Annotated in this window: 19 protein-coding genes; 16 read left to right on the top strand and 3 right to left on the bottom strand. The window is 58.3% G+C overall.

Annotated features, from left to right (window positions below; translation table 11 throughout):
* Positions 1 to 136: 136 nt before the first annotated feature.
* From trxB to infA, 4 genes are all read left to right on the top strand, one after another.
* The gene (gene trxB / locus ACYZTL_RS25960) at positions 137 to 1,096 is read left to right on the top strand and encodes a thioredoxin-disulfide reductase (protein ID WP_461954130.1); all 960 of its coding nucleotides are present in this window, start codon (positions 137 to 139) and stop codon (positions 1,094 to 1,096) included.
* A 63-nt stretch (positions 1,097 to 1,159) separates the two neighbouring features.
* Positions 1,160 to 1,840, top strand: a complete 681-nt coding sequence (aat, locus tag ACYZTL_RS25955) for a leucyl/phenylalanyl-tRNA--protein transferase (RefSeq protein WP_461954129.1) — start codon at positions 1,160 to 1,162, stop codon at positions 1,838 to 1,840.
* A gap of 57 nt (positions 1,841 to 1,897) precedes the next feature.
* The gene (locus ACYZTL_RS25950) at positions 1,898 to 2,605 is read left to right on the top strand and encodes an arginyltransferase (protein WP_461954128.1); all 708 of its coding nucleotides are present in this window, start codon (positions 1,898 to 1,900) and stop codon (positions 2,603 to 2,605) included.
* A gap of 100 nt (positions 2,606 to 2,705) precedes the next feature.
* Complete coding sequence (gene infA / locus ACYZTL_RS25945; protein ID WP_002553999.1) at positions 2,706 to 2,924, top strand: translation initiation factor IF-1; 219 nt, start codon at positions 2,706 to 2,708, stop codon at positions 2,922 to 2,924.
* Between the two features lie 344 nt (positions 2,925 to 3,268).
* Here the strand turns inward: infA and clpA are convergent, their stop codons facing one another.
* Both clpA and clpS read right to left on the bottom strand, forming a co-directional pair.
* The gene (clpA, locus tag ACYZTL_RS25940) at positions 3,269 to 5,539 is read right to left on the bottom strand and encodes an ATP-dependent Clp protease ATP-binding subunit ClpA (protein WP_461954127.1); all 2,271 of its coding nucleotides are present in this window, start codon (positions 5,537 to 5,539) and stop codon (positions 3,269 to 3,271) included.
* Between the two features lie 30 nt (positions 5,540 to 5,569).
* On the bottom strand, positions 5,570 to 5,932 hold the full coding sequence (clpS, locus tag ACYZTL_RS25935) for an ATP-dependent Clp protease adapter ClpS (protein WP_046032480.1): 363 nt from the start codon (positions 5,930 to 5,932) through the stop codon (positions 5,570 to 5,572).
* Positions 5,933 to 6,157: 225 nt separating this feature from the next.
* Between clpS and ACYZTL_RS25930 the strand changes: the two genes are divergently transcribed.
* The gene (locus ACYZTL_RS25930; RefSeq protein ID WP_461954126.1) at positions 6,158 to 6,439 is read left to right on the top strand and encodes a cold shock domain-containing protein; all 282 of its coding nucleotides are present in this window, start codon (positions 6,158 to 6,160) and stop codon (positions 6,437 to 6,439) included.
* A gap of 61 nt (positions 6,440 to 6,500) precedes the next feature.
* Here the strand turns inward: ACYZTL_RS25930 and icd are convergent, their stop codons facing one another.
* A complete protein-coding gene (gene icd / locus ACYZTL_RS25925) occupies positions 6,501 to 7,757 on the bottom strand; it encodes an NADP-dependent isocitrate dehydrogenase (RefSeq protein ID WP_038982523.1) in 1,257 nt (418 codons plus the stop codon).
* Positions 7,758 to 8,247: 490 nt separating this feature from the next.
* On the opposite strand from icd, the gene ACYZTL_RS25920 reads away from it, so the two are divergent.
* The 11 genes from ACYZTL_RS25920 to ACYZTL_RS25870 all read left to right on the top strand — a co-directional run bounded on the left by ACYZTL_RS25920 (position 8,248) and on the right by ACYZTL_RS25870 (position 20,066).
* Positions 8,248 to 10,473, top strand: a complete 2,226-nt coding sequence (locus ACYZTL_RS25920) for an NADP-dependent isocitrate dehydrogenase (RefSeq protein WP_461954125.1) — start codon at positions 8,248 to 8,250, stop codon at positions 10,471 to 10,473.
* 229 nt (positions 10,474 to 10,702) lie between these two features.
* Entirely contained in the window at positions 10,703 to 11,149 is a 447-nt protein-coding gene (locus ACYZTL_RS25915) for an NUDIX hydrolase (protein ID WP_461954124.1), read from the top strand.
* A gap of 59 nt (positions 11,150 to 11,208) precedes the next feature.
* Positions 11,209 to 12,354: a tRNA 2-thiouridine(34) synthase MnmA gene (mnmA, locus tag ACYZTL_RS25910; protein WP_461954123.1), complete on the top strand. Its 1,146-nt coding sequence runs from the start codon at positions 11,209 to 11,211 to the stop codon at positions 12,352 to 12,354.
* A complete protein-coding gene (gene hflD, locus ACYZTL_RS25905) occupies positions 12,351 to 12,974 on the top strand; it encodes a high frequency lysogenization protein HflD (protein WP_017339598.1) in 624 nt (207 codons plus the stop codon). The genes mnmA and hflD overlap by 4 nt, the downstream gene beginning before the upstream one ends.
* 127 nt (positions 12,975 to 13,101) lie before the next feature.
* The gene (purB, locus tag ACYZTL_RS25900; protein WP_017339599.1) at positions 13,102 to 14,472 is read left to right on the top strand and encodes an adenylosuccinate lyase; all 1,371 of its coding nucleotides are present in this window, start codon (positions 13,102 to 13,104) and stop codon (positions 14,470 to 14,472) included.
* A gap of 86 nt (positions 14,473 to 14,558) precedes the next feature.
* Positions 14,559 to 15,728 (top strand): ribosomal protein uL16 3-hydroxylase, encoded by a 1,170-nt coding sequence (locus tag ACYZTL_RS25895; RefSeq protein WP_461954122.1) that lies wholly within the window; start codon positions 14,559 to 14,561, stop codon positions 15,726 to 15,728.
* On the top strand, positions 15,721 to 16,146 hold the full coding sequence (locus ACYZTL_RS25890) for a GNAT family N-acetyltransferase (RefSeq protein WP_461954121.1): 426 nt from the start codon (positions 15,721 to 15,723) through the stop codon (positions 16,144 to 16,146). The genes ACYZTL_RS25895 and ACYZTL_RS25890 overlap by 8 nt, the downstream gene beginning before the upstream one ends.
* Before the next feature lie 392 nt (positions 16,147 to 16,538).
* A complete protein-coding gene (locus tag ACYZTL_RS25885; protein WP_461954120.1) occupies positions 16,539 to 17,300 on the top strand; it encodes a secretin N-terminal domain-containing protein in 762 nt (253 codons plus the stop codon).
* A 474-nt stretch (positions 17,301 to 17,774) separates the two neighbouring features.
* On the top strand, positions 17,775 to 19,100 hold the full coding sequence (gene aceA / locus ACYZTL_RS25880) for an isocitrate lyase (RefSeq protein WP_461954119.1): 1,326 nt from the start codon (positions 17,775 to 17,777) through the stop codon (positions 19,098 to 19,100).
* Between the two features lie 136 nt (positions 19,101 to 19,236).
* A complete protein-coding gene (locus ACYZTL_RS25875; RefSeq protein ID WP_461954118.1) occupies positions 19,237 to 19,443 on the top strand; it encodes a hypothetical protein in 207 nt (68 codons plus the stop codon).
* 209 nt (positions 19,444 to 19,652) lie between these two features.
* Positions 19,653 to 20,066: an NADH-quinone oxidoreductase subunit A gene (locus ACYZTL_RS25870; RefSeq protein WP_003223812.1), complete on the top strand. Its 414-nt coding sequence runs from the start codon at positions 19,653 to 19,655 to the stop codon at positions 20,064 to 20,066.
* Positions 20,067 to 20,074: the final 8 nt, after the last annotated feature.

Genomic DNA, 20,074 nt, shown 5'->3' with positions numbered 1-20,074 from the left:
ACCGGCACGCATTGTACGGGTTTGTTCGTACGATGCCATGCTGGCAGGCCATGGAACAGCATAGCTAACGGCACACAACCTGCGATTCAATTTGAGCACGCATTCTCTTTTGTGACAAAGGCTTATGAGGTGTTTTATGAGCGAATCCAAGCATTGCCGCCTGATCATTCTGGGTTCCGGCCCTGCCGGTTACAGCGCGGCCGTTTATGCCGCCCGCGCCAACCTCAAACCGGTGGTCATTACCGGGATACAGGCAGGTGGCCAGCTCACCACCACTGTCGAAGTCGACAACTGGCCCGGCGACGTCGAAGGCCTGACCGGCCCGGTACTGATGGAACGCATGCAAAAACACGCCGAGCGCTTTGACACAGAGATCGTTTACGACCACATCCACACCGCCAAGTTGCAACAGCGCCCCTTCGAACTTACCGGCGACAGCGGCACTTACACCTGCGATGCATTGATTATCGCCACCGGTGCTTCGGCGCAATACCTGGGTCTGCCCTCGGAAGAGACATTTGCCGGCAGAGGGGTTTCGGCCTGCGCGACGTGTGACGGGTTCTTCTATCGCAATCAGGTGGTCGCCGTAGTCGGTGGCGGCAATACCGCCGTTGAAGAAGCGCTGTACTTGTCCAACATCGCCAAGGAAGTTCACCTGATTCATCGACGCGACAAGTTGCGCTCGGAGAAAATCCTTCAGGACAAACTCTTCGAAAAAGCCGCCAACGGCAATATTCGCCTGCACTGGAATCAAAATCTCGATGAAGTCCTGGGCGATGCCAGCGGCGTGACCGGCGCCCGCCTGCGGGACAGCCATACCGGCCAAACCAGTGAGCTGCCGCTGGCCGGCGTGTTCATTGCCATCGGCCACAAGCCCAACACTGACCTGTTCATCGGCCAGTTGGACATGCACAACGGCTATCTGCGGGTCAGAGGCGGCAGCGAAGGCGATGCCACGGCCACCGAGATCCCCGGCGTGTTTGCCGCCGGTGATGTGGCGGATCACGTTTATCGCCAGGCTGTCACCTCTGCCGGGGCCGGTTGCATGGCCGCGCTGGACGCTGAAAAATACCTCGACGACATTCCGACCGTTTAACGGCAAACTTCAAGGTGGGCTTAGCGCCCACCACTGCCCTCCCCCTCTGTAAGCCCGGATGCCATGCTGACTTGGTTACAACGCAACACCCTGACGTTCCCGCCGCTGGAAAAAGCCATGCGCGATCCCAACGGATTGCTGGCGGCGGGCGGCGATCTGTCCGCCGATCGTCTGATTCAGGCCTATCGCCATGGCTGCTTTCCGTGGTTCTCGGAAGGCCAGCCGATTCTCTGGTGGTCGCCGGATCCGCGCACCGTGCTGTTTCCCGACGAACTGCATGTCTCGCGCAGCCTGAACAAATTGCTGCGCCAGCAACGCTACCAGGTGACCTTCGATCAGGATTTTTCCGCGGTCATTCGCGCGTGCGCAGCGCCGCGGGATTACGCCGACGGGACGTGGATCACCGAAGCGATGCAGAACGCCTACCTCGCACTGCACCAGCGTGGTTACGCGCACTCGGTTGAGGTCTGGGACCAAGGTGAACTGGTCGGCGGGCTTTATGGACTAGCGATGGGCCAGTTGTTTTTCGGCGAATCCATGTTCAGCCGCGCTGACAATGCCTCCAAATTTGGCTTTGCCACACTGGTCAAACATCTGAAAGACTCGGGTTTCGTGCTGATTGATTGCCAGATGCCCACCGACCATTTGCACAGCCTGGGCGCCCGGGCCATTCCTCGTCGCGAGTTTGCCCGCTACCTTGCGCAGCATCTGGATCAACCCAGCCGTGCCACCTGGGTTTGCTGAGCGACTTTCGCGCGTGTGGCTTACACTTAATTCAAAAGCTTATCCCGAGGGTTGATCATGACCGAGTTGGCGCGTTTGAAGTTTTATGCCACTCAGCCCCACTCTTGCAGTTATCTGCCCGAGGAGCAGGCCACGACCTTGTTCCTCGACCCTAGTCAGCCCATGGATGTGCATGTCTATGCAGACCTGTCTGAAATGGGTTTTCGTCGCAGCGGCGATCATCTTTACCGGCCCCATTGTCAGAATTGCAATGCGTGTGTACCGGCGCGCATTCCCGTGGCGCAATTTACGCCCAACCGTCAGCAGAAACGCATTTTCAAGCGCAACGCCGACTTGCAGATACGCCCCGCCAGACCCAAGTTCAGCGAGGAATACTTCGACCTGTATCAGCGCTACATCGAACAGCGGCATGCCGATGGCGATATGTACCCGCCGAGTCGTGACCAGTTCTCGACCTTCCTGGTGCGTGACTTGCCATTTTCGCGGTTTTACGAATTTCGCCTGGACGGGCAGTTGCTGGCCGTGGCAGTGACTGACTTACTGCCGAACGGTCTGTCGGCGGTCTACACCTTCTACGAACCCTCTGAAGAGCGACGCAGCCTGGGGCGCTACGCGATCCTCTGGCAAATCGCCGAGGCCCAACGGCTGCGGCTGGAGGCGGTCTATCTGGGCTACTGGATCAAAAACTGCAAAAAGATGAGCTACAAGACCCAATATCGCCCCATCGAACTGCTGATTAATCAACGCTGGGTCATCCTAAACTAGAACCCCTTGGCTTAAACCCCATTTTTCGGGCACAATGCACGCCGCTTTTGCCTGGCGCAGTTGCACCGGGCCATTCATTGGACACCGAGGGCTTTACTGCATGTCGAAAGAAGACAGCTTCGAAATGGAAGGCACTGTCGTCGACACCCTGCCCAACACCATGTTTCGCGTGGAGTTGGAAAATGGGCACGTCGTAACCGCGCATATCTCCGGCAAGATGCGCAAGAACTACATTCGTATTCTTACCGGTGACAAAGTGCGCGTCGAGCTGACGCCCTATGACTTGAGCAAAGGGCGCATCACTTACCGCGCTCGCTAAGGTAGGAGCGAGCTTGCTCGCGAAAAACCTGAGGGCACCGCGTCAAGTCAGACACCCCGCCTCATCGTTGACGACCATCGCGAGCAAGCTTGCTCCTACAGAGATAGAGCTCGCTCGCTAATCAAGTCAATACAAGACGCCCGGCTTATGCCGGGCGTTTTTGTTTGTCTGCGAAACACGGACAATGTGGGAGCGGGCTTGCTCGCGAAGGCGGTGGCACATTCAACATTGATGCAAGCTGACCCACCGCATTCGCGAGCAAGCCCGCTCCCACAAGGGATTGTGTGTTTCTCGAGACAGCAAAAAGGCGCCTTTCGGCGCCTTTTGCTTTGTTGCGGTTAACGTCAGGCCATTTCCGCCGTGGTTTCGAACTCGAAGGTCAGCTCGCCGTCCTTCAGATCGATATGCACCACGCCGCCATGGTCGGCCAGTTCGCCAAAGAGAATCTCTTCCGCCAGCGGACGCTTGATCTTGTCCTGGATCAAACGCGCCATCGGCCGAGCGCCCATTGCCGAGTCGTAGCCACCTTCTGCCAGCCAGTTGCGCGCCGCGTCGGTTACTTCCAGCTGCACGCGCTTGTCTTCCAGCTGCGCCTGAAGCTCGGTAAGGAACTTGTCCACCACGCTTTTGATGACCTCATGGCTGAGGCGACCAAACTGGATAATGGTGTCCAGACGGTTACGGAACTCCGGCGTGAAGCTCTTCTTGATCACTTCCATCGCATCGGACGAGTGGTCCTGATGGGTGAAACCGATCGAAGCACGCGCTGCGGTTTCGGCACCGGCGTTGGTCGTCATGATGACGATCACGTTACGGAAGTCCGCCTTGCGCCCGTTGTTATCGGTCAGCGTACCGTGGTCCATGACCTGCAACAGCAGGTTGAAGACTTCCGGATGCGCCTTCTCGATTTCATCGAGCAACAGCACGCAGTGAGGCTGCTTGGTGATGGCTTCGGTCAGCAAACCGCCCTGATCAAACCCGACATAGCCCGGAGGCGCACCGATCAGACGCGATACGGTGTGGCGCTCCATGTATTCGGACATGTCGAAGCGAACCAGCTCGATACCCAACGCCTTGGCCAACTGACGCGCCGCTTCGGTTTTACCGACACCGGTCGGGCCTGCGAACAGGAACGAACCGACAGGCTTGTCAGGCGACTTGAGGCCGGCACGGGACAGTTTGATCGCGGTCGACAGCGAGTCGATCGCAGCATCCTGGCCAAACACCGTCAGCTTCAGGTCACGCTCAAGGTTACGCAGCAGCTCTTTGTCGGAGCTGGTGACGTGCTTGGGCGGAATCCGCGCGATTTTCGCGACGATGTCCTCGACCTGAGGCACTTCGATGCGTTTCACGCGCTTCTCGATTGGCTGCAGACGCTGGTAGGCGCCCGCCTCGTCGATCACGTCGATGGCCTTGTCCGGCATGTGCCGGTCATTGATGTAACGCGACGCCAGTTCGGCGGCGGCGCGCAGGGCTTCATCACTGTATTCGATGTTGTGATGGAGCTCGAAACGCCCTTTAAGGCCGCGCAGGATGCCGATGGTGTCTTCCACCGAAGGCTCCGACACATCGACCTTCTGGAAGCGTCGTGCCAGGGCACGGTCCTTCTCGAAGATCCCGCGGAATTCCTGGAAGGTGGTCGAACCGATGCAACGGATATCACCGGACGACAGCAGCGGCTTGAGCAGGTTCGAGGCATCCATGACGCCACCGGACGCAGCACCCGCACCGATGATGGTGTGGATTTCGTCGATGAACAGGATCGCCTGCGGACGTTTTTTCAGCTCGTTGAGCAACGCCTTGAAGCGCTTCTCGAAATCGCCGCGGTATTTGGTCCCGGCCAGCAAGGCGCCCAGATCGAGGGAATACACCACGCTGTTGGCCAGCAGGTCCGGCACCTGGTTGTCGACGATGCGTTTGGCCAGGCCTTCGGCAATCGCGGTTTTACCCACGCCCGCCTCGCCCACCAGCAGCGGATTGTTTTTGCGCCGACGCGCGAGAATCTGCGCGACACGCTCGACTTCGAGCTCACGACCGACCAGCGGATCGATACGACCCTGGCGCGCGAGTTCGTTGAGGTTGCTGGCATAAGCATCCAGAGGATTGCCTGAAGAAGAAGACTCACCGCCCTCGTCGTCCTGCATATCTTGCTCACCTTCAGAGTGATCGCCATGCCCCGGCACTTTGGAAATGCCGTGTGCGATGTAGTTGACGACATCGATGCGCGCAACGCTCTGCTGTTTCAGCAGGAACACTGCCTGACTTTCTTGCTCACTGAAGATCGCAACCAGCACGTTGGCGCCAGTCACTTCGCGTTTGCCCGAGCTCTGTACGTGGAAAACAGCACGCTGCAGGACACGCTGGAAGCCCAGGGTAGGTTGGGTCTCGCGATCCTCGTCATGAACGGGAATCAACGGCGTGGTGGAGTCGATGAACTCCTGCAGATCATGCTTGAGTTTGTCGAGGTTTGCGCCGCAGGCACGCAAAACGGTGGCGGCAGCCTCATTATCCAATAGGGCCAGCAGGAGGTGTTCGACGGTCATGAACTCATGACGCTTCGAACGGGCCTCCTTGAAGGCAAGATTGAGGGTGACTTCGAGCTCGCGGTTTAACATAGCTTCACCTCATACCCAAGTGGTCGGCGATTAACCGTCCTTCTCGATTTCACAGAGTAGCGGATGCTGGCTTTCCCTGGCGTACTGGTTGACCTGCATGGCCTTGGTCTCGGCAATGTCGCGGGTAAACACTCCACATACTGCCCGTCCTTCTGTGTGGACGGCCAGCATGACCTTGGTCGCCAGCTCGCGATTCAGGTTAAAAAACACCTCGAGCACTTCGACGACGAAATCCATCGGTGTGTAGTCATCGTTGAACAAAACCACCTTGTACATCGGCGGCGCCTGTAAAGCAGGCTTGGCCTCCTGAACAGCAATGCCTGCGGAATCGTCGTCGTGTGAATCAGGGCGATCCTGATTGAATGTTAGTCGAATCTGGCTGATTGCATGCATGGAAAGAAAGGTTCGTCAGTTGTGCGAATACAGTAGTGGGGACGGTCATGAACGATTTCAACACCGACTGCCTTGTCACCTTGACTATCGGCAAAACGGTGTTACAACCAATAGAGCCCACAGTGGGTAAAAAAGGTCCGCGGAGTCAATCTTAATTACAGGATCTGACTGCGGATGTACTGGATGATACTCCAGTGATGGAGTCTGTTGCAGAGGGATATGAGCATGGCTGTCGGTAAGGTGAAATGGTTCAACAATGCCAAGGGATTCGGTTTCATTAACACCGACGCCAGAGAAGGTCGTGACGAAGAAGGTCATCTTATTGATTTCTTTGCCCACTATTCGGTCATTGAGATGGACGGATACAAGACCCTCAAGGCGGGACAAGCCGTAAGTTTCGAGATCGTCCAGGGACCCAAAGGGTTGCATGCAGTGAAGATTACGTCTGCTCCTGTCGAGAATGGACAGACCGCACCTGCCACCCAGCAGCAAACAGTGTCGAGCTGAGGCAACCCGCCATCCATTCATAAAAAAACCGCCCGAAGGCGGTTTTTTTGTGCCAAATCGCTTACATGTGCGAAATCAGTGCATCACCAAACCCGGAAGACGACACCAGCTTCGCGCCTTCCATCAGACGTTCGAAATCATAGGTCACGGTCTTCGCAGAGATCGCGCCGTTGGTGCCCTTGATGATCAGGTCGGCCGCTTCGGTCCAGCCCATGTGACGCAGCATCATCTCGGCGGACAGGATCAACGAACCCGGGTTGACCTGGTCCTTGCCGGCGTACTTCGGCGCAGTACCGTGAGTCGCTTCGAACATGGCCACGGTGTCGGACAGGTTGGCACCCGGCGCGATACCAATACCGCCCACTTCGGCCGCCAGGGCGTCGGAGAGGTAGTCGCCATTCAGGTTCAGGGTCGCGATAACATCGTATTCGGCCGGGCGCAGCAGGATCTGCTGGAGCATGGCGTCGGCGATGGCATCCTTGACGATGACGTTCTTGCCGGTTTTCGGGTTCTTGAACTGCATCCACGGACCGCCGTCCAGCAGGGTCGCGCCGAATTCTTCAGCTGCCACTTCGTAGGCCCATTCCTTGAAGGCACCTTCGGTGAACTTCATGATGTTGCCTTTGTGCACGATGGTCAGCGAGTCGCGGTCGTTGTCGACCACATACTGCAGGGCCTTGCGCGCCAGACGCTTGGTGCCTTCCAGCGAAACCGGCTTGACGCCGATACCGCAGTTTTCGTCGAAACGGATCTTGGTGACGCCCATTTCTTCTTTGAGGAACTTGATGACCTTGGTCGCTTCAGGCGAACCGGCCTTCCATTCGATACCGGCATAAATGTCTTCCGAGTTTTCGCGGAAGATCGTCATGTCGACGTCACCTGGTTTCTTGACCGGGCTCGGCACACCTTCGAACCAGCGCACCGGGCGCAGGCAGACGTACAGGTCGAGTTGCTGACGCAGGGCCACGTTCAGGGAACGGATGCCGCCGCCGACCGGCGTGGTCAGAGGGCCCTTGATGGAAACCACGTAATCCTTGACCGCGTCCAGGGTTTCCTGAGGCAGCCAGGTGTCCTGATCGTAAACCTGAGTCGCTTTCTCCCCGGCGTAGACTTCCATCCAGGAAATTTTGCGCTCGCCGCCGTAAGCCTTCTTAACAGCAGCATCAACAACCTTGATCATGACCGGGCTGATATCAACACCAATACCATCGCCTTCGATGAAGGGGATGATCGGGTTGTTAGGAACATTGAGAGAATGGTCCGCGTTGACGGTGATTTTGTCGCCGACTGCTGGAACCTGAATCTTCTTGTATCCCATGCTGAACTCCATTGTTTGGATTGAACATCTGGCTTCGTCCGAGCGTACCCCAGTTGAATCGGCACGCAAACCCTATGTTCCATCCATCCGCCGCAAAGCTGCGCAGTTCGCGACATACAAGCCTGAAAGCAAAGGGAAAAGCGCCAAACTCAAGCACGACGCAAGACTCTACGCCCCCCACACCTCAGCGACCTTTAGACCAATGGACGAGAATCGTTGCACATGAACCATCGGCAGATTGCCAGCTACCTATGTATAATGCCGCCCGCTGACCCAAGAGTCACCACGGCCGACCTCTCTACTACGAGACTTCGGGCCTGAAAAAGCAGGTCTGTTACCGCAGCCCATACGCTTGACGCTCGACTGCCCCAACATCTACCGCGCACAAATCTCGACATTCGGCTCATGGATGACTTTGAACGAACGCGCTTACCGGCGCCCCTCGAGTTTCTGCGCACGCTTTAGCAAAGAAGAGAGAGTTAATCCGAATATGCCCACCCGCTCGAAGATCATCTATACCTTCACCGACGAAGCCCCGGCCCTCGCCACCTATTCACTGTTGCCTATCGTAGAAGCGTTCACCGCTTCGGCTGATATCGCCGTTGAAACCCGCGATATCTCTCTTGCAGGGCGCATCCTGGCCAGCTTCCCCGAGCAATTGGGTGACAAAGCCGTAGCCGACCACCTCGCCGAACTGGGCGACCTGGCCGTTACGCCTGAAGCCAACATCATCAAGCTGCCGAACATCAGTGCTTCGGTTCCGCAACTGCAGGCCGCGATCAAAGAGCTGCAAGCCCAGGGCTTCGCACTGCCGGACTACCCGGAAACCGTGACCAGCGACGCCGACAAAGAAGCCAAGTCGCGTTACGACAAAATCAAGGGCAGCGCCGTGAACCCGGTTCTGCGCGAAGGCAACTCCGATCGTCGCGCACCGCTGTCGGTCAAGAACTACGCACGCAAGCACCCGCACAAAATGGGCGCCTGGGCTGCGGACTCCAAGTCCCACGTCGCGCACATGAGCACCGGTGATTTCTACGGCAGCGAAAAAGCTGCCCTGATCGACGCCGCTGACGCCGTCAAAATCGAACTGATCGCTCAGGACGGCACCACCACCGTCCTGAAAGAAAAGACCACCGTGCAAGCCGGTGAGATCCTCGATTGCGCGGTCATGAGCAAAAACGCTCTGCGCAGCTTCATCGCTGCCGAGATCGAAGACGCCAAGGCCAAGGGTGTGCTGCTGTCGGTTCACCTGAAAGCCACCATGATGAAGGTCTCCGACCCGATCATGTTCGGCCAGATCGTTGCCGAGTTCTATAAAGACGCACTGGCCAAGCACGCTGACGTGCTGGCCCAGATCGGCTTTAACCTGAACAACGGCATCGGCGACCTGTACGCTCGCATCAAGGCCCTGCCGGCCGAGCAACAAGCGCAGATCGAAGCGGACATCCAGGCGGTCTACGCCGTTCGTCCTTCGCTGGCGATGGTCAACTCCGACAAAGGCATCACCAACCTGCACGTGCCGAGCGACGTGATCGTCGACGCCTCGATGCCGGCGATGATCCGTGACTCCGGCAAGATGTGGGGCACTGACGGTCAGTTGCACGACACCAAGGCTGTGATCCCGGATCGCTGCTACGCCACCATCTACCAGGCGGTGATCGAAGACTGCAAGAAGCACGGCGCTTTCGATCCAACCACCATGGGCAGCGTGCCAAACGTTGGCCTGATGGCGAAAAAAGCCGAAGAGTACGGTTCGCACGACAAGACTTTCCAGATCAAGACCAACGGTGTTGTCCGCGTTACTGACAGCAAAGGAGCCTTGTTGCTGGAACAGTCGGTTGAAGCCGGCGACATCTTCCGCATGTGCCAGACCAAAGACGCGCCGATCCAGGACTGGGTCAAACTGGCCGTCAACCGCGCTCGCGCGAGCAGCACACCAGCGATTTTCTGGCTGGACCCAATGCGCGCTCACGACGGCGTAGTGATCGAGAAAGTTCAGGCTTACCTGAAGGATCACGACACCTCGGGCCTGGACATCCGCATCATGTCGCCGGTTGACGCGATGGCGTTCACCCTGGGCCGCACTCGCGAAGGCAAGGACACCATCTCGGTGACCGGCAACGTATTGCGCGACTACCTGACCGACCTGTTCCCGATCATGGAACTGGGCACCAGCGCCAAGATGCTGTCGATCGTTCCGCTGATGAATGGCGGCGGTCTGTTCGAAACCGGCGCTGGCGGTTCGGCACCGAAGCACGTTCAGCAGCTGCTGGAAGAGAACTTCCTGCGCTGGGATTCCCTGGGCGAGTTCCTGGCTCTGGCCGCTTCCCTTGAGCATCTGGGTGTTACTTACAACAACCCTAAAGCTCTGGTTTTGGCCAAGACCCTGGATCAGGCCACCGGCCAGTTCCTGGACAACAACAAGTCGCCATCGCGCAAAGTCGGCAACATCGACAACCGCGGCAGCCACTTCTACCTGGCGCTGTACTGGGCTCAGGCCCTGGCCGCCCAGACTGAAGATGCCGCACTGCAAGCGCAGTTCGGCGAGCTGGCAAAAACCCTGACCGAGAACGAAGCAACCATCGTTGCCGAGCTCAATGCCGTTCAGGGCAAGCCAGTGGACATCGGCGGTTACTACCACGCCAATGCCGAGCTGATCAGCAAGGCCATGCGCCCGAGCAACACTTTCAACGCCGCGATCGCTGCGTTGGTTTAAGGTTGTAAGGGAACATCACAAACCCCGGCCATGTGCCGGGGTTTGTGTTTCTGGCCTCAACACAATTTTACCTGCCGAAACCCGACCCTGTGGGAGCGAGCCTGCTCGCGAAAGCGATATATCATTCAACATTGATGTGACTGACCTACCGCTTTCGCGAGCAGGCTCGCTCCCACAGGGGCCGGTTTCCACATTGAAATCTTTGAACCCCTGAATTTGAGGAAATCCCATGGATTGGCTACCCCACATCACCGTCGCCACCATCGTCGAAGACAACGGTCGCTTTCTAATGGTCGAAGAAACCAAGCACGGACGAACGGTGCTCAATCAGCCCGCCGGCCACCTCGACCCGGACGAAACCCTGATCGAAGCCGCCGTACGCGAAACCCTCGAAGAAACCGGCTGGGACGTCGAGCCGACCGGCGTGGTGGGCATTTACCTCTACACCGCCCCGAGCAACGGCGTGACTTATCAGCGAGTCTGCTTCACTGCAAAACCTCTCAAGCATCACGCCAATTACCCACTGGACGACGGGATCGTCGGCGCAAAGTGGCTGACACGTGACGAACTGCTGGCACAACGCGCAAACTGGCGCAGTGAGCTGATCATCCGCTGTATCGATGATTATCTGGACGGCAAACACTTCGGTCTCGAACTGATCCGCCCTTCTCTTTAGCCTTGCGGGCTTCGGCCTGCTAGAATCGCGTCCTTTTTCAAGACACTCATTGAATCCCTATGCGTGATCCAGCCCCTTCTGACACACAAAAGAAGCGCGTCATTGTCGGCATGTCCGGCGGCGTGGACTCTTCCGTTTCCGCCCTCCTGCTGATCGAGCAGGGTTACGAGGTGGAAGGCCTGTTCATGAAGAACTGGGAAGAAGACGATGGAACGGAATACTGCACCGCCATGGATGACCTGGCGGACGCCCAGGCTGTGTGCGACAAGATTGGCATCAAGCTGCACACCGCCAACTTCGCCGCCGAGTACTGGGACAACGTGTTCGAGCACTTCCTGGCCGAATACAAGGCCGGTCGCACGCCAAACCCGGACATCCTGTGCAACCGCGAGATCAAGTTCAAGGCGTTCCTCGACTACGCCATGGTGCTTGGCGCCGACCTGATCGCCACCGGTCACTACGTGCGCCGCCGCGACATTGATGGCCGCACCGAATTGCTCAAGGGCCTGGACCCGAACAAGGACCAGAGCTACTTCCTGCACGCGGTTGGCGGCGAACAGATCGCCAAGACGCTGTTCCCGGTCGGCGAGCTGGAAAAACCCCAGGTACGTGCGATTGCCGAGAAATACGAACTGGCGACCGCGAAGAAAAAGGATTCCACCGGGATCTGCTTTATCGGCGAGCGCCGCTTCAGCGATTTCCTCAAGCAATACCTGCCGGCTCAGCCAGGCGAAATCAAGACCACCGAAGGTGAAGTCATCGGCCGTCACCACGGCTTGATGTACCACACCATCGGCCAGCGCCAGGGCCTGGGCATCGGCGGTTTGAAAGACGCCAGCGACGAGCCGTGGTATGTGCTGATCAAGGACCTGGAACACAACGAACTGATCGTTGGCCAGGGCAATGACCATCCGTACCTGTTCTCCCGCGCCCTGCTCGCCTCGGACATCTATTGGGTCAACCCGGTCGACCTGAGCGAGCCGCGTAAGCTGACCGCCAAAGTTCGTTATCGCCAGAGCGACCAGCCGTGCACGCTGGAAAAGACCGCTACCGGTTACCGCGCGACCTTCGATGACCCGCAACGCGCGGTCACCCCGGGTCAGTCCGTGGTGTTCTACGACGGTGAAATCTGCCTCGGCGGCGGCGTGATCGAAGTGGCGGAACCGTGGACGAGCAAAGGCACTCTTCAAGGCGAGCAGCAATGAGCCCCACTCAGGAGCAACTGACGGCCCTCGGCGGGGTGTTTCTCGCTGCCGTGCTGGTCGACAAGATCGCCAAGACCGGCCAGACCACCGAAGCCGGCTTGACCTGCATGCTCGGCAGCCTGCTGATTCGCGACCCCAAGGACACGCTGGAAGTCTACGGCGGCGACGACATCAACTTGCGCGAAGGCTATCGCGCCCTGATTGGCGCCCTCGAACGCGACCCAAGCACCCTTCAGCGCGAACCGTTGCGCTACGCCCTGGCGATGCTGGGGCTGGAGCGCCAACTGGCCAAACGCGGCGACATGCTCGACGTGATCGGCAAGCGCCTGCCGCAGATCCAGTCTCAGGTCGAGCACTTCGGCCCGGCCCACGAAAATGTGATCGCGGCGTGCGGTGCGCTATATCAAGACACGCTGAGCACTTTGCGCCAACGGATTCAGGTCCACGGCGACATGCGCAATCTGCAGCAACCGAGCAACGCGTCGAAGATCCGCGCGCTGTTGCTGGCGGGGATTCGTTCGGCACGCCTGTGGCGGCAGTTGGGCGGTCATCGCTGGCAGTTGGTGGTCAGCCGTCGCAAGTTGCTCAAAGAGCTTTACCCGCTGATGCGCAGCAGCTGAACCGCGCCCGCAACACCGCTTTGTAGTCAGTAACGCGTAATACGCTGGTCAGTTGGCAACGGACCAGCGGATTTTTTCATGTATGATACGCGCCCCATTTCGTTGCCCGACTGTCCGAGAACACCCCATGCAGCTTTCTTCGCTCACTGCGGTTTCCCCTGTTGACGGCCGCTACGCCGGCAAAACCCAGGCCCTGCGCCCAATTTTCAGCGAATACGGCCTGATCCGTGCTCGCGTTCTGGTTGAAGTGCGCTGGCTCCAGCGCCTGGCCGCTCACCCTGCCATCAGCGAAGTACCGGCGTTCTCCGCCGAAGCCAACGCTGTGCTGAACACCCTGGCGGAAAACTTCTCTCTGGAGCACGCCGAGCGTGTCAAAGAGATCGAGCGCACCACCAACCACGACGTCAAAGCCATCGAATACCTGCTCAAAGAGCAAGCGGCCAAGCTGCCGGAACTGGCTGCCGTCAGCGAATTCATCCACTTTGCCTGCACCAGCGAAGACATCAACAACCTGTCCCACGCCCTGATGCTGCGCGAAGGCCGTGATGACGTGATGCTGCCGCTGATGCGCCAGACCGCCGAAGCCATTCGTGAACTGGCCATCCGCTTCGCCGACGTGCCAATGCTGTCGCGCACCCACGGTCAACCGGCCTCGCCGACCACCCTGGGCAAAGAGCTGGCGAACGTGGTGTACCGTCTGGAGCGTCAAATCGCTCAGGTCGCTGCCGTTCCGCTGCTGGGCAAGATCAACGGCGCTGTCGGCAACTACAACGCTCACCTGTCGGCCTACCCTGAGATCGACTGGGAAGAAAACGCCCGAGCCTTCATCGAAGACGAGCTGGGCCTGGGCTTCAACCCATACACTACGCAGATCGAACCGCACGACTACATCGCAGAGCTGTTCGACGCGATCGCCCGCTTCAACACCATCCTGATCGACTTCGACCGCGACATCTGGGGCTACATTTCCCTGGGTTATTTCAAACAGCGCACCATCGCTGGCGAAATCGGTTCGTCGACCATGCCGCACAAGGTCAACCCGATCGACTTCGAAAACTCCGAAGGCAACCTGGGTATCGCTAACGCACTGTTCCAGCACCTGGCGAGCAAGCTGCCGATCTCCCGCTGGCAGCGCGACCTGACCGACTCCACCGTTCTGCGCAACCTCGGTGTCGGCTTCGCCCACAGCGTGATCGCGTACGAAGCCAGCCTCAAAGGCATCAGCAAACTGGAGCTCAACGCTCAGAAGATCGCTGCTGACCTCGACGCTTGCTGGGAAGTATTGGCCGAGCCGATCCAGACCGTGATGCGTCGCTACAACATCGAAAACCCGTACGAGAAACTGAAAGAGTTGACACGCGGCAAGGGCATCAGCCCTGAAGCGCTGCAAACTTTCATCGACGGCCTGGACATGCCTGCCGCCGCCAAGGCCGAGCTGAAATTGCTCACCCCGGCGAACTACATCGGCAACGCTGTAGAGCAAGCCAAGCGCATCTGATCGACCGTTTTACCCGTTTGAGACGCCCGGCAGCGCCGGGCGTTTTTATTCCCGTCTGAAAAGTGCTTTTTTTCAATAGGTTACACATGAATCCTGATATTCCTCTTCAACTTCTGGGCGGCATCACGGCGCGCGAATTCCTGCGTGACTACTGGCAGAAAAAACCGCTGCTGATCCGCCAGGCAATTCCCGATTTCGAAAGCCCTATCGACGCCGACGAACTGGCCGGCCTGGCGCTGGAAGAAGAAGTCGAATCGCGCCTGCTGATCGAGCACGGTGAGCGCCCTTGGGAACTGCGCCGCGGCCCGTTTGCCGAAGACGAATTCAGCAAGTTGCCAGAAACCGAGTGGACTCTGCTGGTTCAAGCCGTTGACCAGTTCGTGCCGGAAGTCAGCGAATTGCTGGAACATTTTCGCTTCCTGCCGAGCTGGCGCGTCGACGACGTAATGATCAGCTTCGCCGCTCCGGGTGGCAGTGTTGGTCCACACTTCGATAACTACGATGTGTTCCTGTTGCAGGGTCACGGCAAGCGCAACTGGAAAATCGGCCAGATGTGCAACTCCGAGAGCCCGCTGATGCAACACGCGGACCTGCGCATCCTCGCTGATTTCGACGCTACTGAAGAATGGGTTCTGGAACCCGGCGACATGCTCTACTTGCCACCGCGCCTGGCGCACTGGGGCGTGGCCGTCGATGACTGCATGACCTATTCGGTAGGTTTCCGCGCACCAAGCGCCGCTGAAGTGCTGACCCACTTCACCGACTTCCTCAGCCAGTTCCTCACGGACGAAGAGCGTTACACCGACGCCGATGCCCTGCCGGCGGTCGATCCGCATCAGATCCAGCACGATGCCCTTGATCGCCTTAAAAGCCTGCTGGCCGAGCACATGAGCGACGAGCGTCTGCTGCTGACCTGGTTCGGCCAGTACATGACTGAACCGCGCTACCCGGAACTGGTGGTCGGCCCGGAAGAAATCGAAGAAGACGACCTGCTCGCCAGCCTTGAGCAAGGCGCCGTGCTGATTCGCAACCCGAGCGCGCGCCTGGCCTGGTCCGAAGTCGATGACGACCTGCTGCTGTTCGCCAGCGGCCAGAGCCGTTACCTGCCGGGCAAACTGCGCGACCTGCTGAAAATGATCTGCGCCGCCGACGCGCTGCACATCGACAACCTCGGCGAGTGGCTGAGCGACGAAGACGGTCGCGGCCTGCTGTGCGAACTGGTCAAGCAAGGAAGCCTGGGGTTTGCCGATGAGTAAAATTCACGTACGTGTCGCAGACTGGCAAAAGGACAACGCCGAGATCCGGCGCATTCGTGAGACGGTGTTCATCGCCGAGCAATCCGTTCCGCCTGAACTGGAATGGGATGCAGATGACGCAACAGCAGTGCATTTCCTGGCCTTCGAAAGCGACTTTCCGATTGGCACCGCCCGCCTGTTGCCCGATGGGCATATCGGCCGGGTTTCGGTGTTGAAGGACTGGCGCGGCCTGAAGGTGGGCGATGCGCTGATGCAGGCGGCGATCGGCGAAGCCGAGCAGCGCGGACTGCAGCAGCAGATGCTGAGCGCGCAGGTGCAGGCCACTGCGTTCTATGAGCGCCTGGGCTTCAGCCTGGTCAGTGAGGAGTTCCTGGAAGCCGGGATTCCGCATGTGGACATGGTGCGTCACTCCGCCTAAGACCTTGTGGCGAGGGGATTTATCCCCGTTCGGCTGCGAAGCAGTCGCCGAGACATGCGGTGCACCTAATGCACTGTGATTGAGGTTTTGGGGCCGCTTCGCGACCCAACGGGGATAAATCCCCTCGCCACAAACGCCTGAAAGCACACCACAAAACGCCCCGTCATCGACCGATGCCGGGGCGTTTTGCTGTCTACGATTCAACTTGCCCCACGCCGGGCCGACAAACTGGCAATATCAGATCACCTGTAGGAGCAGCCGGTCGACGCTCGATTGCTCGCGATGGTCGTCAACGATAACGCTGGAGGCCTGACACCCCTCTGCGCTCTCACGTCCATCGCGAGCGGCTCGCTCCTACATATCAAGACATCAAGAAGTCGGAGATATCGGAAATGTCCCTACGCACCCTGCTCACCACGCTGCTGCTGACCTGCAGTTTTTCGGTCATGGCCGCCACCGAGATCGTGCCGCTGAACTACCACACTAGCGCCGACATGCTGCCGATGGCCCAGGATTTCATCGGCAAGGATGGCCGGGTCAGCGCTTACGGCAACCAGCTGATCGTCAATGCCGATCAGCGCAAGATCGACGAACTTAAAGCCCTGATCGCCCAACTCGATACCCAGCCAAAGCGCCTGCTGATTACCGTCGACACCAACGAAAACAACTTCCAGGGCGACCAGGGTTATTCGGTCAATGGCGCCAAACCGAGCCAGACCCGAATCATCAATCGCAGCACCGAAAGCCGTGACGGTGGCATTCAGCAAGTCCAGGCCAGCGAAGGCGCACCGGCGCTGATCCAGGTCGGCCAGAGCGTGCCGCTGACCAGCACGCAGATCGATCCCTATGGCGATCCGCGCAGCCAGACCGAGTACCGCAACGTCACCCAGGGTTTCTATGTCACCGCCAGCGTCACCGGCGACATCGTTCACCTGTCGATCAGCACCAACCGTGACCGCATGAGCCAGGAACGTGCCGATGTAGTGAACGTGCAAAGCACCGACACAACCGTCACCGGACGCCTTGGGGAATGGATCACCCTGGCCGGCGTGAATCGCCAGACTCAGGCCGACAAACAGGCCCTGACCCGCAGCTACTCGACTCAGGGCCGGGATGACATGACCCTGCGGGTGAAAGTCGACACTTTGGACTAAAGCATCAAAAACTGACTGACTAGTCGTATAAGACCAAAGATGTAGTGCTTGAAAAAAAGCACTACAAAACGTTTGACGAGTCAAAAAAGCGAAGGCATGATGGCCTCGCTCCCGCTAATCAGGGGCCCTGGCAAGGGCCTTCGAGGCGACGTTCGCACCCACTCTGCGAGCCGCTTCGTGTCTGTACCGCCCACAAGGTGTGTTTGACGAGATTGCCGACTGGAACGAAGTTGTCCCGAGGGACGGAAGCGTATTTAGGTAAACCGGCATCACACTGAAGTTCGTATAAAGGCCCACGACGCCCGAATGCGCTCGCCAGTTCGCCCTTACCTGCTCACTTCCCCTCGAGCCCATCGTTCATCCCGTCGCCAATCCCGCCGAATCCGACTTGACCGCCTAAGCTTCTGGTCAGCGAGCGCATGAATTTTTCACCGCAGAACAACTTTCCGTAAAGACGCGACGAGGTTTATCTCCATGGCACTGACACGCGAACAGCAAATTGCAGCCCTCGAAAAAGACTGGGCTGAAAACCCACGCTGGAAAGGCGTGACACGCGCTTACTCCGCTGCTGACGTCGTCCGCCTGCGTGGCTCGGTTCAACCTGAGCACACCTTTGCAAAAATGGGCGCCGAGAAGCTCTGGAACCTGGTGACCCAGGGTGCCAAGCCGTCCTTCCGTCCCGAGAAAGATTTCGTCAACTGCATGGGCGCCCTGACCGGCGGCCAGGCTGTACAACAAGTCAAAGCCGGTATCCAGGCGATCTACCTGTCGGGCTGGCAAGTGGCTGCGGACAACAACTCCGCCGAATCGATGTACCCGGATCAGTCGCTGTACCCGGTGGACTCCGTTCCAACCGTGGTCAAGCGCATCAACAACTCGTTCCGTCGTGCCGACCAGATCCAGTGGAAAGCCGGCAAGAACCCGGGCGACGAAGGCTACATCGACTACTTCGCACCGATCGTGGCTGACGCTGAAGCCGGTTTCGGCGGCGTACTGAACGCTTACGAGCTGATGAAGAGCATGATCGAAGCAGGCGCCGCCGGCGTTCACTTCGAAGACCAACTGGCTTCCGTGAAAAAATGCGGCCACATGGGCGGCAAAGTACTGGTTCCTACCCAGGAAGCTGTGCAGAAGCTGACCGCTGCCCGTCTGGCAGCTGACGTTGCCGGTACACCGACCATCATCCTGGCCCGTACCGACGCCAACGCAGCTGACCTGCTGACTTCCGACTGCGACCCGTACGACCAGCCATTCGTGACTGGCGAACGCACCCAGGAAGGCTTCTACAAAGTGCGCGCCGGCCTGGACCAGGCGATCGCTCGCGGCCTGGCTTACGCTCCGTACGCCGACCTGATCTGGTGCGAAACCGCCAAGCCGGATCTGGACGAGGCTCGTCGCTTCGCTGAAGCGATCAAAAAGGAATACCCGGACCAACTGCTGTCGTACAACTGCTCGCCTTCCTTCAACTGGAAGAAAAACCTGGACGACGCGACCATCGCCAAGTTCCAGCGCGAACTGTCCGCCATGGGCTACAAGCACCAGTTCATCACCCTGGCCGGCATTCACAACATGTGGCACAGCATGTTCAACCTGGCGCACGACTACGCCCGCAACGACATGACTGCCTACGTGAAGCTGCAAGAGCAGGAATTCGCCGACGCTGCCAAGGGTTACACCTTCGTGGCTCACCAGCAGGAAGTGGGCACCGGCTACTTCGACGACATGACCACCGTGATCCAGGGCGGCTCGTCTTCGGTAACCGCACTGACCGGTTCGACTGAAGAAGAACAGTTCCACTGATCTGATTCACCTGAACAAACGGCCGTTGCGGACCGGATAAAAAACAACCGCAACGCCGCACATCTGACGCCCCGACTGGTTCGGGGCGTTTTTTTGCCTGCGATTTCATAAATACCGCTCCCACAGGGGTCCGGTGGTGACTCTGTGGAAAAACATTGATCCAGAGCGGTATCGCGATCAGAAAAACGAGCTAAAACGTGCATTGCCGCTACTTGCAGTAACGCGCATAAAAGACAACTTCCCACTCCCCCACCCGTTAAACAGTTTAAAAACCAAGACAAACAATATTGATTATCATTTAGCAGCAACTATGTTCGTTACATTCTCTACAAAACAATATTGATGAAAACCCGGCTAATGCCCGCAACGCATGGGCTGCGTGGCTTTGGAGGTGCGCTATGTCCTTATTCCGCTAAATAATTTCGCTATCTGAATTTTACTTGCACGGTGTTTAGCCATAAAATCAGCGGGATTGATTGCTGCGACATATCGTCACTGCGTTGTTTCTTTTTCAAGCTCAGAGACCTTTGCTCTCTGTCAAGGATTACCAGCATGCCCGAAGCGACAGGACTCATGGCCCACAACTGGGGCTTTGCCATTTTCCTTCTGGGCGTTGTCGGCCTTTGCGCCTTCATGCTCGGTGTTTCCAGCCTCCTCGGGTCAAAAGCCTGGGGCCGCAGCAAAAATGAACCGTTCGAATCCGGCATGCTACCTACAGGTGGCGCCCGCTTGCGGCTCTCAGCCAAATTCTATCTGGTCGCGATGCTCTTCGTGATCTTCGATATCGAAGCCCTTTTTCTCTTTGCCTGGTCTGTGTCCGTCCGCGAAAGCGGCTGGACCGGATTCGTCGAAGCTCTCGTTTTCATAGCAATTCTGTTGGCAGGCCTTGTCTACCTATTCCGAGTGGGCGCCCTTGACTGGGCTCCTGAAGCTCGTCGTAAGCGGCAAGCGAAGCTGAAACAATGAGGCTTTGG

The sequence above is a fragment of the Pseudomonas sp. LB3P81 genome, assembly GCF_054897965.1.
This window is presented reverse-complemented; position numbering and strand designations above follow the sequence as displayed.